Raw genomic sequence first — 16,667 nt, forward strand, 5'->3', positions numbered from 1 at the left:
GACGTAAAAAAACCCGCCATCTCTGGCGGGTTTTTTATTGGGCGACATCAGAACCGGTATTCCGCCGTCAGGCGCACGCTGCGGCCCTGAACGTCCTCGTAGCTCTGCGGAATGACGCCGCCGCCATCGTTGGCAAAGGCACGCAGGTCGACCGGTGGACGGTGGTTGAACAGGTTGCGCACGAACGCGGTCAGGGTCCAGCCCTTGATGCCACGGTAGGCCACGGTGTAGTCCCAGCGCACGTAGGAACCGACGCGGCACTCCTCCTGGTTCCAGCCGCGTGCCTCGCAACCTTCGTTGGTGAAGCTCTCGTCGAAGAAGTCGCCGCGCAGCTGGGTGTGGCGGTTGAAGCTCACGCGCAGGGCGTTCGAGAGATTGCCGCTGTCGAGTGCGAAGGTGGTGTTGGCCACCAGTTTCGGCGCGCCGTAGCGCCCCGCCAGGTTGTCGCCATAGCCGTTCAGCGTGGTGCTGAAGTAGCGCAGGTCGAACAGGTAGGTGGCGTTGGCGTCGATGTTGAAGCGGCCGTAACGCGTCGGGAAGCGTGCCGAGCCGGTCAGGTCGATGCCGCTGGTCTTGGTCTTGGACACGTTCTCGAACCTGCCCGAGGTGCCGACCAGCGCGCCGGTGGTGACGCCGTACTGCGCCCGCTCGGCCGCGGTGAAGGTCTTGTCGTTGGCCAGAAGGTCACGCTCGATCACGCCGGCGGGCTGGTCGTTCTCGGCAGCCAGCAGGTCGGAGGTGCTCTTCAGGCCGATCTCGTCCTTGCGCTCGATGCGCCAGTAGTCGAGGGCGAGGTTGTAGCCCTTGATCGGTTCGACGACGAAGCCGACGGTGGCGCTGCGCGAGGTTTCCGGTTCCAGGTCCGGATTGTTGCGCACGTTGCTGAACACGCCGGCAGCGCATTCGTTGCCTTCCACACTGTCGGCGCGGGCGTTCAGGATGGCGCTGTTCGGGTCGCTGCTGGGGAGGGCGGCGGCCTGGTTGCGCAGGTCGGTCGCCAGGCGCAGCGCCTGCGGGCAGCGGCGCGGGTCGACCACGCCGTTATCGAACGCGAACTTGCTCGACTGCGCGCTCTCGGTCAGGTTCGGTGCGCGGAAGCCCGATTCGACAGTACCGCGCAGCAGGAACTTGCTGTTCGGCGTCCAGCGGAAGGCCAGCTTCGGCGAGACGTGGGCGTCGAAGTCCTCGTACTTGTCGAGGCGGGCGGCGCCGGTCAGGGTCAGGGTCGAGGTGACCGGGGCTTCGATTTCCGCGAATGCCGCACCCGTCATGCGCTTGGCGTTGGCGGTGGCCGAGCCGTAGCCGACGATGTCGCCGGCCAGCAGGTTCGCGGTCGGGTTGATCTCGAACTTCTCGTGGCGCACTTCGCCGCCGACCGCCAGGCCAACCGAACGGCCGCCGATCTGGGCGATCTCGCCGCTGATCTTGCCGTCGATGAAGGTCTGGGTGATCTTGCCGTCATAGCCCTGTTCCGGGAACAGCGCGTTGAGCACCTCGGGCGAATTCTGCTGGCCGATCTTGTAGCCGCGGTTGAAGAACTGCGGGTCGAGCGGCGTGTAGTTCTCGTCGAACTGCGAGTAGTCGCCGATCGTCTGCTTGAAGCCGCTCGCGCTGAAGGCGCCCCGGCCGCGCATCTTGGTCTTGCTGCCCATGACGCCGATCGCGGTTTCGAAGTCATAGTTGTTCCAGGTGCCTTTCAGGCCGGTCAGCGCGCGGTATTGCGAGCTCGTGACGGTCTGGTCGGCGCCGGCGTCGAGGAAGCGGTAGCGCAGGGCCGCCGGCTCACCCAGCGTGTTCAAGGGGTGTTCGGCCGGCAGCGACAGGTAGGTGAAATTCAGGCGTTGGCCGGTGACCGGATTGCCCCACACGGTATCGGCGCCGGTCGAGTCGTAGGTCGGAAAGGCGCTCAGGTACTTGGTCTCGGTGCGCGAGTACAGCACTTCGGCGAAGGCGTCGAGGTTGTCGTTGATACGCAGCTTGCCCGACAACAGGCCGTTGACGCGCTTGGCTTCCGGAATGGCCTCGAAGCGCGAGAAGCGGTCGTACTGGCACAGGCCCGCGGCAACGGTCGCGCAGCCCGCGATCGGACCGCCGCCGCCGGCGTAGCCGAGGATGTTGCCCGGATAGCTGAACGAGGAGGGCGCGCCGCGGTTGCCGAACATGCGGCCGCTGTTCGGGGCGACGGCGGTGAATTTCTGGCCGTAGGCCGGATTGATGTCCTCGACGATGTCGCGCCAGATGACCGAGTCGCGCTCGAACACTTCGACGTTGGCCAGCACATTGTAACCCTGGTTGGCGTAGTCGCCGAAGCCGCCGGTGGCGCTGGCGTTGCGGGTGCCGAATTCGCTGTTCTTCAGCGACTCGTCCACGCTGGCCTTGAGCTGCACGCCCTTGAAGTCGCCGCGGGTGATGATGTTGATCACGCCGGCGACGGCGTCCGAACCGTACACGGCGGAGCCGCCGTTGCGCAGCACTTCGACCCGCTCGATCGCGTCCAGCGGCAGCGAGTCGAGGTTGGTGAAGACTTCGTTGTAGTCGGCCAGCGCATACGGCGCCACGCGGCGCGAGTTCAGCAGGATCAGGGTCGACTGCTTGCCGAGATTGCGCAGCGAAGCCGAGGAGGCGCCGCCGGCGAAGGAATTGCTGCCGCCGATGTCGGTCAGGCTGCCGGTCGAGGCGGTCAGTGTGTTGAGCAGTTCGGTCACCGAATTGGCGCCGGTGCGCACGATGTCTTCGCGGCGCATGACGGTGACCGGGGTCGCCGTCTCGGCGGCGATCTTGGCAATGTTCGAGCCGGTCACGTAAACCTTCTGGACCGGCTGCTCGGCCGCATCGGCGGTGGCGTCGCGCTGGGCCCACGCCATCTGTGAATACGCCAGCGTCAGTGCGACGGCCAGGGCGCTTTTCTTGCAAACAGTAAGGTGTTTCAAAGTTTCCCCCAATTTGTTAACGGCTCAGTTTGGTCGACCTGCGCAAGCAGTCGCCTCAAGGGACAATTTGATTAATAAAATTGTTACGGTCAAGTTACAAGAATCGTGTGCACCGAAAGAAATTTGATTTGTAGGAAATTTGCAACTTTCTATTTCCGTCCATCATTTATTTGCCATAAATGTCAATACGCTGGCTGTTTCAACGGCCCGCCGATCTTCTTGCCATATAGTTGCAATGGGGTAAGCGGCCGCCTCAGTTTTTCCATGTTGGGGAGACGCGCGCTCATGTGAAAACCTGCCATCAGCACCAATTCTGTGCACAGAAAGCACCACGATAGCGCCATTGTCCGTACATACGGAGTTCGAAAACGCTCCAGAATGGGCGTTTTTCGTATACCGATAGACGGTTTACGCAGAACAAAATTCTGCGTTGAGTAAAAACAACAGATATCAAGTTTTTTTTACGAATCTTTACGAAAACCGTTTTCTTTGTTGCAAGTTCCTGCGAGACTAAACCTCTGTATGCATGAGATGCATACGGTTTGTATTGAGTAATAATTAAAAATCGTAGGGACGAGAAAACGTGAATAAACCACTCTTGAAACACAGCGTCGTCGCAGTTGCCCTGGCAGTTGGCGTCTCGCCGTTCGCACTGGCGCAGAATTCCGCATCGGAAGCGCCCGCCACCGTCTTCGTGACGGGCTCGAACCTGAAGCGTACGGACAAGGAAGGCACCCAGCCGGTCCAGACCATTACCGCCAAGGAAATCCGCGAGTCCGGCGCGTCCACCGTCACCGAGCTGATCCGCCTGGTGCCGTCGATGGGTACCGACAACAATCTCGACACCAATGACGGCGGCTTCTCGCGCGGCGTCTCGACCGCCTCGCTGCGCGGCTTGTCGTCGACCTCGACCCTGATCCTGCTGAACGGCCGCCGCATGGCGCCGTCCGCGTATGCCGACCCGAACAACGGCAACTCGACCCTGTACGACCTGAACCAGATCCCGCTGAACGCCCTCGAGCGCGTCGAGATCCTGAAGGACGGTGCATCGGCCGTGTACGGCTCCGACGCGATCGGCGGCGTCATCAACTTCATCACCAAGTCCTCGTTCCGCGGCTCGGAAATCAGCGCACGCGCCAGCGCCAACGACGACGGCGAATTCGCACGCAAGGGCGTGACCTTCTTCACCGGCCTCGGTGACGTCGAGACCGACGGCTTCAACGTGTTCTTCACGGCCGACCTGTCGGACCGCGACCGCACCCAGCGCGACAAGGTTCGCGACATCAAGTTCGAAGAGTACAAGCGCCTGCAGAACCGCTATGCGACTCCGTACGGCAGCACCACCTCGAACTCGCCGGTCTTCTTCCGCGAGACCGCGCTGAACTCGGGTTCGTTCACCGCAACCCAGGCCAATGCCGCCGATCGCCTGCGCATCACGCTGAACTGCGATCCGTCGCGCCAGCTGGTCGGTACCACCGCGATGGGCCTGGCCGCAACCAGCGTCTACATCGGCCGTACCTTTTGTAACTACGATACCAACCAGAACCTGGAAGGCACCAGCAAGGGCAAGGACGGCAGCTTCCTGAGCCGTGGCGTGCTGAAGCTGGGCGACAACGTGCGCGCCTTCGCTGAAGTGGCCTACGCGCGTACCGAGCGCCAGTACAGCGCCAACGCGATCACCATTGCCACCACCCCGGTGACCAACTTCACCGCGACCGGCGTGGCGCCGAGCTACCAGACCATTCTGCCGATCGGCCACCCGGACAACCCATTCCCGAACGCGCGCGCCTCGTTCAACTACCGTTTCGAGAATGCTCCGACCGGCACCGAAACCACCAACGAGACCGGCCGCTTCCTGACCGGCCTGTCGGGTTCGCACTTCAACTTCGACTGGGAAACGGCTTTCCTGTACAACGAAGCACGTCGTGACGACAGCTACAAAGGCCGTCTCTACCTGCCGACCCTGCGCAAGATCAACGCCGGACAGTCGATCGCGTCGGTTGCCGCTGACCCGACCCTGTTCCGCGAAACCCATAGCGATGACCGTTCGAAGATCGCCCAGATCGATGCCAAGGCCAGCACCCAGTTCGGCAGCCTGCCGGGCGGCCAGATCGGCATGGCGGTCGGTACCGAGTTCCGCCGCGAATCGCTGAAGATGACTCCGGACGCCGAACTGGCAGCCGGTAACATCTATGGCCTCGCCAATACCATCATCGACGGCGAGCGCGATGTAAAATCGGCCTTCATCGAATTCCGCACCCCGTTCTTCAAGAACTTCGAGATGGACTGGGCAGGCCGCTGGGACAAGTACGAAGGCATGAAGACCAACTTCGTGCCGAAGGTCGGCGCCAAGTGGAACGCGACCTCGACCCTGGCCTTCCGCGGCACCTATGCCGAAGGCTTCCGTGCTCCGGCACTGTCGCAGGTGACCCCGGGCGGCGCCCAGTTCTTCCTGTCGGGCCTGTTCGATCCGAAGCGCTGCGAAGCTGACGAGGTGACCCCGAAGCCAGGCGCGACCGAAGTCGACTGCAACAAATCGGCATCGGGCACCGGCGGTGCGAACCCGGACCTGAAGCCGGAAACCTCGAAGTCCTACTCCTTCGGCATCCTGTTCTCGCCGACCAGCAACTGGGACTTCGGCCTGGACTTCTTCAAGATCCGCAAGGAAGACGAAGTGGCCCTGGGTTCGGCCTTCGACGCGCTGCGTAACGAAGACAACAACCCTGGCCTGATCGTGCGCGACCAGAACCCGGCCAACTTCATCCTGGATGCACAGGGTCGTCCGATCCCGGGCACCGGTCCGCTGCTGGCCGTGCGCGAGCCATGGATCAACCAGGGCGCGATGGAAACCCGTGGCGTCGACATCGACGTGGCCTTCCGCAAGAACCTGGGTGACATGGGCAATTTCAGCGCCAAGCTGACCTCGACCTACGTCCACGCTTACTACATCGCCCAGGAAAAGGGTGATCCGGAACACAACATCGCCGGCTACAACGCTGGCCTGGTGGACTGGAACCTCTCGAGCGGTACCGACGTCCCGCGCTGGAAGACCAACATCTCGGCATCGCTGACTCGTGGTGCGCACGCCTTCAGCGCCAACCTGAACTACACCGGTCAGGTTTCGCTGCGCCGCAAGTTCGACAAGGACGTGACCTACGCCCAGCCGTTCTGCCATTACGCGCCGGTCGTCAACGCAGGCACCGCGGCGAACTTCCCGAGCGCCAGCGCGGCGGTTCCGGGTTACCTGAAAGCGTTCCCGGATTGCGCGGTTCGTGAATGGATCCGTGTCGGCGTGGGCTACACCTACACCGGCATCAAGAACCTGGCTCTGACCGTGAACATCCAGAACCTGTTCGACGAGGCAGCACCGTTCGATCCGCGCTACGGCGCCAACGTCGGGGCACCGCTGGCCGGCTACAACGAAGGCCTGCACAACCCGTACGGCCGTTACTTCACCATCTCGGCGAAGTACAACTTCTAAGCGCTTCGCGCCTAGTAAAAAAACCCGGCGCAAGCCGGGTTTTTTTTCGACTGCACGCTGCAGGCCGGAAGGAGAGGGAAGGCTTATCAGGCGTCCGGCCAGGGCGTCAGGATCTCGACGCCATTCTTTGTGACCGCCACCATGTGCTCCCACTGTGCCGACAGCGAACCGTCGGCCGTCACCACGGTCCAGCCGTCGTCCAGCTGATCGACGTCGGCGCCGCCCAGGTTGATCATCGGTTCCACCGTGAAGGTCATGCCTTCCTTGAGCAGCAGGCCGGTATCGGGACGCCCGTAGTGCAGCACCTGCGGGTCTTCGTGGTAGACGCGGCCGATGCCGTGGCCGCAGTATTCGCGCACCACCGAGTAGCCGGCGCCTTCGGCCAGTTTCTGGATCGCGTGGCCGACGTCGCCCAGGCGCGCGCCCGGGCGCACCTTGTGGATGCCGGCCATCATGGCCTGGTAGGTGATGTCGACCAGCTTGCGCGCTTCGGGTTTCGGCGCACCGACGAAGTACATGCGGCTGGTGTCGCCGTGCCAGCCGTCCTTGATCACGGTGACGTCGATGTTGACGATGTCGCCTTCCTTGAGCACTTCCTGTTCGCTCGGGATGCCATGGCAGACCACGCCGTTCACCGAGGTGCACAGGGTTTTCGGGAAGCCGTGGTAGCCGACGTTGGCCGGCGTCGCCTTCTGCACCTTGCGGATGTATTCGTTGCAGCGGCGGTCGAGTTCTTCCGTGGAGACGCCCGGCACCACGTGTTCCTTGATCATCGCCAGCACCTCGGCCGCGAGGCGGCCGGAGACGCGCATCTTCGCGATGTCCTTGTCGGTCTTGAGTTTGATTGCCATGTCTGTACTTTGGTGAAGCGGCCGGGCCGCGCAATCCGCCATGATACCTGTGCCCAATGAAAAATGCCCGCCAGGCGAACCTGGCGGGCATCCGGAGTCATCCTTTGCTCAAGCCCCGCAGGGCTTGAAGCTTAGAACGACTGGTTGTAGCGCACGTAGAAGAAGCGGTCGATCGGGTAATCCGCATCCACGCGCGACGACGAGGCGGCGGTGGTGGTGATCAGGCGCGGCGACTTGTCGAACAGGTTGTTGACGCCGACCATGATCTGGCCGTTCCAGTTGGTCTTGTAGCCGACGCTCAGGTCGGTGTACGAGGTGCTGCCCAGCTTGTTGTAGTTCTTGCCCCAGCTGGCTTCGCCGCCGATGTTCGAGCATTCCTCGGCATTCACCTTGTAGCAACGGTCTTTCACGCCGCTGTAGTAGCGGGTGGTCCAGGTGGCGTTCCAGTTACCCAGGCTCCAGTCCAGCGACAGGTTCGACTTGACGCGGTTGTAGAAGTACTGGCCTGCGTAGTCGGTCCATTCGGCGCCGGTGGTTGCCTGGTCGCGCAGCTTGTCGACGTACGAGGTTTCCGAACGGACCGCGAACTGGCCGTACTGGGTGCGCGGCAGGCGGTAGTTGATCGACAGGTCGAGACCTTCGGTCATCAGCGCGCCCTTGTTGGCGTTGCCGCGGTTCAGCGAGATGATCTGGCCGGTGGCCGGATCGCGCTTCAGGGCCGCGCAGTACGGAGCCAGGTTGTCGACGTAGCAGTATTCCGCCACTTCGGTTGCCGTGATCGCCGTGATCTGGTTGGTGATCTTGACGTTGAACCAGTCCAGTGCCACGGTCAGGCCCGGCACGTAGGACGGGCTGTAGACGAAGCCGGCGGTCTTGGTGATCGCGGTCTCCGGCGTCAGGGCGCTGTTGCCGGCGCCTGCCACGAACGGGTAGGGGCTCTGGTCACCCGCGCCGCTGGTGATCGGTCCGGTCTGGGCCAACTGGCGGAAGCCCGCGCCGGCGCCTGCCGCCGCGCAGCGTGCGGCTACGGCCGCGTCGCCGGTCGCGCCGTACAGCGAATCGCAAGGATCGACGTAGGTGTCGAAGGTCTGCTGGCCGCCGCCGAAGGTGTCGCCCACGGCCGGAGCACGGAAGCCCTCGGCCCAGGTGCCGCGCACCAGCAGGTCCTTCATCGGCTTCCACATGAAGCTGGCCTTGCTGTTGTTGGTCACGCCGAAGTTGCTGTAGTCGGAATGGCGAGTGGCCAGGTTAACGCTCAGCAGTTCAGCCATGGTCACGCCCTTCAGCAGCGGGACGTTCAGCTCGAGGTAGGCTTCCTTGACGGTGTAGCGGCCGCGGGTCGGGTTGCCGGCCAGGTCGGTCGAATAGCCAGACTGCTCGAACTGGCCCGGCAGGTCATAGCCCTTCACTTCGCGGTGCTCGACGCCGCCCGCGAGGCCGATCGCGCCCGCCGGCAGGGTATAGATCTCGCCGCCGATGTTGGCGGTGGCGCTGTTGATGGTGCTGCCATAGCTTGCCTGGCCGGTTGCCATCACGTAGCGCATGATGTCCGGGTTCGAGGCCGATGGGCCGCCGATGATGTTCCACGGCAGGCATTCCGCCAGCGCGATCGGAGCCGCTGCGGTGCCGCACTGGACCACGCCCGAGGCGTTCAGGAAGGACGGGCCGAGGGCCTTCTTCAGGTTCAGCAGGTTGACGTTGCCGGTGCCCAGCAGCGAGCCTTTGACAGCGCTGTGGTTGTAGCCGACGTCCCAGTTCCATGGCAGCGAACGGAATTCGAAGTCGCCCGACAGGGTGGCGTCGACGTGCAGGGTGTTGTTGCGGTTCTCGGTCACGCGCGGCACTTCGATGGTGCGGCGGTAGAAGTACAGGTCCTGGGCCGCGGCGGCGCCCACCACCGAGCTGCCGTACGGATTGTAGTAGCTGTTCTTGTCGATGTAGACCGGGAAGGCCGGCTGCGATTCGCTGTTCAGCGGGTAGCCGGCCACTTGGGCGGTCGACTTGCGCTGCGAATACATTGCCGTCGTCTGGAAGCGCATGCCGTACGGCAGTTCGACGGTGCCCTTGGTGAAGATCGTGTCGAGCTTGGTCGGCATCGCGAACATCATCTGCGAGGCGCTGTTGAAGTTGTCCAGCGGGCCGCCGTCCCAATCATGGTAGTTGGCCGGATTGCGCGAATCCTGGCCGACGCCGTCGCCCAGAGGGCCGCCGGTGTGGTTCAGCACCTTGTCGAAGGAGAAGTCGAGCGGGAGGATTTCGCCCCATGGGCCCACGCCCAGGCCTTCGGTCGGGTATTTCGGACCGCGCGGGAAGCCGGTGACCGGACGGGTTTTCGCCCACACCACGCCCTGCTCGGTGTGCGAGAGGCCGAACATCAGCGAGGTCTTTTCGCCGTTCGCACCGAAGCTCAGCGAGAAGTCCTTGCTCTTGCCGTCGGATTTTTCGTTCTGGCCGAGATAGACGCTCAGGTTGCCGCCTTCCAGGCGTTTTTTCAGGATGATGTTGACCACGCCCGCGATCGCGTCCGAGCCGTAGATCGAGGACGCGCCGTCCTTCAGCACTTCGATGCGTTCGATCATCGAGGCCGGCACGGTCGACATGTCGGTGTAGCCGTCCACGGTCTGGGTCCAGCGCTTGCCGTCCACCAGCACCAGCAGGCGGTTCGAGCCCAGGTTGCGCAGGTTGATGTACTGGCCGCCGTTTTCACGGTTCGAGGTCAGCGAACCGCCCTTGCTGAAGTCCGGCGAACCGGCCGAGGACAGCTGGTTCAGGACGTCGCCGACCGTGATCAGACCGGTCTTCTGGATCTGTTCCGAGGTCATGACCTGGACCGGCTGGGCCGTTTCCAGATCGACCTGGCGGATACGCGAACCGGTCACTTCGACGCGCTGCAGCGGCTGCGCTGCGTCCTGGGCCAATGCTGCGCCCATGCTGAGGGTCATGCCGCCCAGGCAAATCGCGCGGATCGACCGGGACAAGATTGTTTCCATCATGTTGCAAAACTCCTTGGGTGAAAACGCCAGCCATGCTTGTGGCAGGCCATCGGGAAGGGTCGTGACGACCATCTGAAAGTAGTCAATTGTCTTTATTCAATTACTTTCAAGTCAGCAATAAGAGCATCCGTTGTATAGGCGTGTCAAACTAAACAAACATAGTAAATACACAATTGTTGCAATTTTGTGTATTTACTGAGCAGATACAATTTAACCATTGACGAATGCAGATATCAGAAACAAAAGAAAAAGCCCGCCGGGCTTGCGCCGGGCGGGCTTGCAGCGCAATTAAATTGCGCTGAATGCTTATCGGTGAGCTATCAGAAGTTCTGGTTGTAGCGCACGTAGATGAAGCGGTCGATCGGCAGGTCGGCATCGACATAGGTCGACGATGCGGCGCCGAGAACGGTGAAGCGTGGCTTCTTGTCGAAGGCGTTGTTCACGCCGGCGCGCACGTTCGCGTTCCATGGCAGCTTGTAGCCGACGCTGATGTCATGGAACACCAGCGAGGACAGACGGTTCGCGCCAGCCGAGGTCGCACCCGGACGGGTCGTGGTCAGGTCGTTGCACTGCCAGCGATTCGGGATGCTCAGGCACTGGTCGGTGACCGAGCTCAGGTAGCGAACGCCCCAGGTAGCGCTGAGGTTGCCCAGCGACCAGTCGGCGGTGAAGTTCGACTTCCAGCGGTGGAAGTCGTAGTCACCCGAGTAGTCGATCCACTGCGCGGTGGCGCCGCTCTTGGTCGAGTACTCGTCCAGGTAGGTGGTCTCGCTGCGCAGGTTGACCTGGCCCCACGAGAAGCGCGGCAGGCGGTAGCGCAGTTCGACGTCCACGCCTTCGGTCTTGATCTGGCCGAAGTTCACGTTGCCGCGGCGGATATCGTTGATGGAACCGGTCGCATCACGGAACACCAGTGCGCAGAAGTTGGTCTGGCCCTTGTTGTAGCACTCGTCCAGGATGGTGTTCGAGCTCACGCTCAGGATGCGGTTGTCGATCTGGATGCTGTACCAGTCGACCGCTGCCGAGAAGCCCGGCACGAAGCTCGGGTTGAACACCGCGCCGAGGGTACGGGTGACCGCGGTCTCCGGCTGCAGGAAGGCATTGCCGGCGCCGACGTTGAACGGCACCGCGCTCTGCACGCTCGAGCTCGAGGTGATGTTGGCGCCGGTCTGGGTCTTCTGGCGGAAGCTTGCCGGGGTGCCGCGGATGCCGCCGAAGCCGGTGTTGCAGCGGCCCAGGACGGTCGTGTTGCGCGCCGCGTCGCCGTAGACGGTGTCGCAAGGGTCGAGGTAGGAGTCGAAGGACTGCTGGCCGCCGCCGAAGGAGTCGCCCACGGTCGGTGCGCGGAAGCCTTCTGCCCAGGTGCCACGGAACAGCAGGTCCTTGGTCGGACGGTAGGTCAGGCTGGCCTTGCTGTTGTTGGTCGAGCCGAAGTTGCTGTAGTCCGAATAACGGGTCGCCAGGTTGGCCGACAGCGATTCGATGAAGGGCAGGCTCTTCAGGATCGGGATGTTCAGCTCGGCATAGGCCTCGCGCACGGTGTAGCGGCCGCTGGTCGGGTTGCCGGCCAGGTCGGTCGAGAAGCCCGAACGCTGGAATTCGCCCGGCAGGTCCCAGCCTTCCACGGTACGGTGCTCGATACCGGCTGCGACGCCGAGGGCGCCGGCCGGCAGCTGGAACAGTTCGCCACTGAGGTCGGCGGTAGCGCTGTCGACCTTGCTGCCGTAGGTGTAGCCACCGATCGACATGATGTAGTTCAGCGCTGCCGGGGTCGAGGCCGACGGGCCGCCCAGGATGTCGAACGGGGTGCATTCAGCCAGCGCGATCGGCGCGGCTGCGGTACCGCACTGGATCACGCCAGCTGCGTTGCGGAAGGATGGGCCCAGTGCCTTCTTCAGGTTCAGCAGGTTGATGTTGCCGGTGGCCATGGTGTTGCCATCAACCTTGCTGTGGTTGTAGCCCACGCTCCAGTTCCACGGCAGCGAGCGCAGTTCGAAGTCGCCCGACAGGGTGGCGTCGATGTGCAGGGTACGGTTGGTGTTCTCGGTCACGCGCGGCACTTCGATGGTGCGGCGGTAGAAGTACAGGTCCTGGCCCAGGCCGGCGCCGGCCACCTGGTTGCCGAACGGATTGTAGTAGCTGTCCTTGTCGATGTAGACCGGGTACTTGCTCTGCGCCTGCGAGTTCAGCGGGTAGCCGGCGGTGGTCGACACGCCCTTGCGCGACGCATACATCGCGGTGGTCACGAAACGCATGTCGTAAGGCAGTTGCAGCTCGCCCTTGGTGAAGATGGTGTCCAGCTTCGACGGCATTGCGAACACCATCTGGCGGGTGGTGTTGAAGTTGTCGGCCGCGATCGGGCCGGCGGCCGGGACGGTGTGGTAGCTGTTCGGGTTGCGCGAATCCTGGCCCTGGCCTTCGCCGAGCTGGTCGCCGGTGTGGTTCAGGATACGGTCGAAGCCGGTCGGACCGCCGTTGGCGGCGACCTGGCGGATACGGCCCCATGGACCGCCACCCAGGCCTTCGAGCGGGAATTCGCTGGTGCGCGAATAGCTGGTGAACTCGCGGTCGCGCGACCAGACGGCGCCCGCTTCGGTGTGCGACAGGCCGAACATCAGCGAGGCTTTTTCATTGCCGGCGCCGTAGGTCAGCGAAAAGTCCTTGTTCTTGCCGTCGGCGACAGATTCGTTCTGGCCGGTGTACAGGCTCAGCTGGCCACCTTCCATCGATTTTTTCAGGATGATGTTGATCACGCCCGCGATAGCGTCGGAACCGTAGATCGACGAGGCGCCATCCTTCAGGATCTCCAGGCGCTCGATCATCGACGACGGAATGGTCGACATGTCGGTCAGGCCGGCCACGGTCTGGGTCCAGCGCTTGCCGTTGACCAGCACCAGCAGGCGCTGGGTACCGAGGTTGCGCAGGTTGGCGTACTGGCCGCCGTTCTCGCGGTTCGAGGTCAGCGAGCCGCCCTTGCTGAATGCCGGCGAACCTGCCGAGGACATGTTCGCAATGATGTCGCCCACCGTGACAAGGCCCGTCTTCTGGATCTGCTCCTGGGTCATCACCTGGACCGGTTGCGCAGTTTCCAGGTCAACTTGGCGAATGCGCGAGCCAGTGACTTCGACGCGTTGCATGGCCTCTTGAGCCTGCGCCACGGAAATCATGGACTGGAGGGCGATGGCGACGGCCAGCGCGATCTTGGTTCGTTGTTGCATGTGTTCTCCATCTTGCGCCCGGGGAGGCGCGGTTCTAAGTTTTCAAAAGTTGCAACTTGTGCGGACCGGCACACCACGGGTAGCGGCGATGCTGTAGTGCATACACGATCTGTATCAAACCATCCTGTGTTGATGCCCGTCAATATATAAGCCGGCCAGAACTGTACGAAAAACAACACTTATGTTGAGGAAATCTCTGACTCGAAAGTCAATAGAAAATCTATGCGCAACACATGTGCGCCGATAGGAGAAAACGCATGGGAAGAGGGCGCATGCACCAGGCCGGTGCATGCGAGATGGGTCGGTTCAGGCCCCGAAACAGGCCTGCCACAGGCGCCGCACCCGGTCCGGATGCTCGCCCAGCAGTTGCGGATCGACGCGGGCTTTTTCCTGGCCCTGCAGGCGCACCTGGTGCTGTAGGCGCCGCATCACGCGGTAGGCGTCGGCGGCGCCGGCGGCCAGGGTGGCATCGACCAGGCCGAGCTCGCCGCACAGGCGCAGCAGCGCGATATTGCCGGCATTTGCCGTCAACTGCGGGTAACTGGCGGCATGGCGCAGCACCAGGTACTGGACGATGAACTCGATGTCGATCATCCCGCCCTCGTCCTGCTTGAGGTCGAACAGGCTGCCGGGGTTGACGTTGGCCTCGCGCATGCGGCGCCGCATCGCGCAGACTTCACTCTTGAGCTGCTGCTCCTGGCCGCTCCTGTCCTTGCGCAGCACCTGTTCGCGGATCGCTTCGAAACGCGCGCCGATGGCGGCGTCGCCGGCGCAGAAGCGGGCCCGGGTCAGGGCCTGGTGTTCCCAGATCCAGGCGCTGGCGTTCTGGTAGCGCTCGAAGGCGGCGACCGTGGACACCAGCATGCCGCTGGCGCCGTCCGGGCGCAGTGCGGTGTCGATGTCGAACAGGATGCCGGCCGCCGTGTGCGCCGTGTTCCAGGTGATGAAGCGCTGCGCCAGCCTGGCGTAATTGGAGGGCGCCATCTCGTCTTCGTCGTCGTACAGGAAGATCACGTCGAGGTCGGACACGTAGCCGAGTTCCTTGCCGCCCAGCTTGCCATAGGCGATGACGGCGAAGCGCGGTTCCTCGCGGTGGCGGCTGGCGACCGTGCGCCAGGCATGGCGGATGGTGGCGCCGACGATGGTGTCGGCCAGCAGCGACAGGTGGTCGGCCAGGCGCTCGACCGACAGTTCGCCGGCCAGGTCCAGCGCCAGCAGCCGGAACAGCTGGGCGTGGTGGGCTTCGCGCAGGATGTCGAGCTGGCGCTCGGTGTCGCCGGCCGCTTCGCCCAGTTGGGTGTCCAGCTCGCTTGCCAGCTGGTCGACGTCGGCCGCGCCTTCGTTGCGGTCGTCCAGCAGCTCGTCCAGCAGGATCGGGTGCTGGGTCAGGAAGGTGGCTGCCCAGCCGCTGGCATTGATCATGCGGATCACGCGCTCGAGCGTGTGCGGGTATTCGGTCAGCAGCGACAGGTAAGCCGAGCGGCGCGCGATCGCCTCGAACAAGTCGAGCAGGCGCCCGAGGGTGGCGGCGTGGCTGCCGATGCCGGCTTCGCGCACCACGCTGGCGATCCTGCCGAGGGCGGCGTCGCTCAGCGCCAGCAGGCGGGCGCGGCTGGCCTCGGGCAGGCTGGCCAGGCGCGGTCCCTGCAGGGTGGCGACCAGGCGCGCGGCCGCACCAGGCGGGTCGTCGTAGCCGAGCTCCGCCAGGCGGGTGGCGATCGCTTCGCGGTTCTCCGGGTCGTCGGCCAGGGTGGCGCCTTCCGCTTCCGTGCCTTCGCTCTTGTCGGCAAAGATCGCGTCGAACTGGGCGGCGACAAAGCTGCGCTGCTGTTCCAGCCGGTCCAGCAGGGTGGCGACATCCGGCAGCCTCATCATCTGTGCCACGGCCAGGCGGTCTTCCTCGCTGGCGGGCAGGGTGTGGGTCTGGGCGTCGTCCAGGTATTGCAGCCGGTGTTCCAGGTTGCGCAGGAAGGTGTAGGCCTCGAGCAGGCGCGCCACCGTGTCCTGCGTCAGCAGCTCGCGCTCGGCCAGCAGGCGCAGGGTGGCCCGGGTCGAGCGCTCGCGCAGGGCCGGGTCGCGCCCGCCGCGGATCAGCTGGAACACCTGGGCCAGGAATTCGATCTCGCGGATGCCGCCGCGGCCCAGCTTGACGTTGTGGCTGCGTTCCGGATGCAGGCGTTCCTGGCGCTTGACCTCGGCGCGGATCTGGGCGTGCATGTTGCGGATCGCGTCGATCACCCCGAAGTCGAGGTAGCGCCGGAACACGAAGGGCCGCACGATGGCGTCGAGCGCCGCGATGTCTTCAGCCGTGCCGGTGACCGCGCGCGCCTTGACCCAGGCATAACGCTCCCATTCCCGGCCCTGCACAATGAGGTATTCCTCGACCATGGCGAGGCTGGCCGCCAGCGGGCCGGAATTGCCGTTCGGCCGCAGCGCCATGTCCACGCGGAAGGTGAAGCCGTCCTCGATGACTTCCGACAGGGCGGCGTTCAGGCGGCGGCCGAGGCGAACGAAGAATTCATGGTTGGACAGCTGGCGCTGCCCGGGGCCGGCGGCGGTCTCGCCATCCTCGGGGTAGACGAAGATCAGGTCGATGTCGGAAGAGACGTTCAGTTCGCCGCCGCCGCCCTTGCCCATGGAGAGCACCATGAGCTCTTGCGGACGGCCGGATTCCTCGCCCGTCGGCACGCCGTGGGCCGCCACCAGTTCCTCGGCGAGGGCGGCGGTGTGGGTCTGGATGGCGAAGTCGGCAAAGCGGGTCATGGCGGTGACCACCTCGTCCAGGCCGGCCTGGCCTTCGAGGTCGCGCCGGATGATGGCGCAGACCAGCAGGTTGCGCAGGCGGCGCATGGCGCGCGGCAGGGGCAGCGGCTGGGACTGGCCGGCGTCGCGCTGGCGCGCCAACGCAGCGCCAAGGTCGACGTCGGCCAGCGATAATCCGGACAGCTCGTCGAGCTGGGACTGGCGCGCGGGATCGGCCCCCAGCCAGCGCTGCAGGAAGCGCGAACGCGCGGCGGGAGAGGCGGGAAGCGGGGAGGACGGCGCAGCAGGGTTCATGGTGTCGTAAGGGCTCGTGTTTTTGCCGTCCGGCAGGCATTCGTGCGGTAGAATTGCCCGCCGTGCCGCCTGGGGTGAGCACGATGGTAAGGTAGACGCCGCAACCCTTGCAAGCGATCTGTTATTAGAGAATCAAT

The 16,667-nt window shown here is 63.9% G+C and carries 6 protein-coding genes; 1 reads left to right on the forward strand and 5 read right to left on the reverse strand.

The window, feature by feature from the left end:
• Window positions 1–47: 47 nt before the first annotated feature.
• Complete coding sequence (locus LK542_RS01415) at window positions 48–2,930, reverse strand: TonB-dependent receptor domain-containing protein (protein ID WP_307728864.1); 2,883 nt, start codon at window positions 2,928–2,930, stop codon at window positions 48–50.
• Window positions 2,931–3,513: 583 nt separating this feature from the next.
• On the opposite strand from LK542_RS01415, the gene LK542_RS01425 reads away from it, so the two are divergent.
• The gene (locus LK542_RS01425) at window positions 3,514–6,411 is read left to right on the forward strand and encodes a TonB-dependent receptor domain-containing protein (RefSeq protein WP_227810527.1); all 2,898 of its coding nucleotides are present in this window, start codon (window positions 3,514–3,516) and stop codon (window positions 6,409–6,411) included.
• 86 nt (window positions 6,412–6,497) lie between these two features.
• Here LK542_RS01425 and map read toward each other — a convergent pair whose 3' ends face one another.
• The 4 genes from map to glnE form a co-directional block, all read right to left on the reverse strand.
• Window positions 6,498–7,262, reverse strand: a complete 765-nt coding sequence (gene map / locus LK542_RS01430) for a type I methionyl aminopeptidase (RefSeq protein ID WP_227800217.1) — start codon at window positions 7,260–7,262, stop codon at window positions 6,498–6,500.
• Window positions 7,263–7,393: 131 nt separating this feature from the next.
• Complete coding sequence (locus LK542_RS01435; protein ID WP_227810528.1) at window positions 7,394–10,255, reverse strand: TonB-dependent siderophore receptor; 2,862 nt, start codon at window positions 10,253–10,255, stop codon at window positions 7,394–7,396.
• Between the two features lie 320 nt (window positions 10,256–10,575).
• Window positions 10,576–13,473 carry a TonB-dependent receptor domain-containing protein gene (locus LK542_RS01440; protein ID WP_227800219.1) on the reverse strand — a complete coding sequence of 966 codons (2,898 nt, stop codon included), beginning with the start codon at window positions 13,471–13,473 and terminating at the stop codon, window positions 10,576–10,578.
• Between the two features lie 306 nt (window positions 13,474–13,779).
• Window positions 13,780–16,530, reverse strand: a complete 2,751-nt coding sequence (gene glnE / locus LK542_RS01445; RefSeq protein ID WP_227810529.1) for a bifunctional [glutamate--ammonia ligase]-adenylyl-L-tyrosine phosphorylase/[glutamate--ammonia-ligase] adenylyltransferase — start codon at window positions 16,528–16,530, stop codon at window positions 13,780–13,782.
• Window positions 16,531–16,667 lie beyond the last annotated feature (137 nt).

Origin of the sequence: Massilia sp. IC2-477, assembly GCF_020707265.1 — a bacterium.
Classification (GTDB): domain Bacteria; phylum Pseudomonadota; class Gammaproteobacteria; order Burkholderiales; family Burkholderiaceae_D; genus Telluria.